Origin of the sequence: Staphylococcus sp. EG-SA-17, assembly GCF_017151845.1 — a bacterium.
Taxonomy (GTDB): domain Bacteria; phylum Bacillota; class Bacilli; order Staphylococcales; family Staphylococcaceae; genus Staphylococcus; species Staphylococcus aureus.
In genome coordinates this window covers 1-246 of record NZ_JACVZO010000174.1, presented here as the reverse complement: position 1 = coordinate 246, position 246 = coordinate 1, and the positions used below count along the sequence as shown (strand labels likewise).

Genomic DNA, 246 nt, shown 5'->3' with positions numbered 1-246 from the left:
AAACGGTAGTTGTTATAGTATACTTAAATGCATAAACCATATAAAAGCGGATATAACTATGACATTCGGTTCAATTGTAGCTATACTCTGTGCCCTATTTGTGATTTTCTTCATTCCATATATGGAGGAAAATGTCGTTATGTGTGGAATTGTTGGTTACATTGGCTATGATAATGCCAAAGAATTATTATTAAAAGGTTTAGAAAAATTAGAATACAGAGGTTATGACTCTGCAGGTATCGCAGT

Annotated in this window: 1 protein-coding gene; it reads left to right on the top strand. The window is 32.5% G+C overall.

The annotated features are described in order from the left end of the window. Positions 1-121: 121 nt before the first annotated feature. The coding region (locus IDG65_RS14975) for a hypothetical protein (RefSeq protein WP_241012762.1) at positions 122-246 on the top strand (125 nt) is incomplete at its 3' end.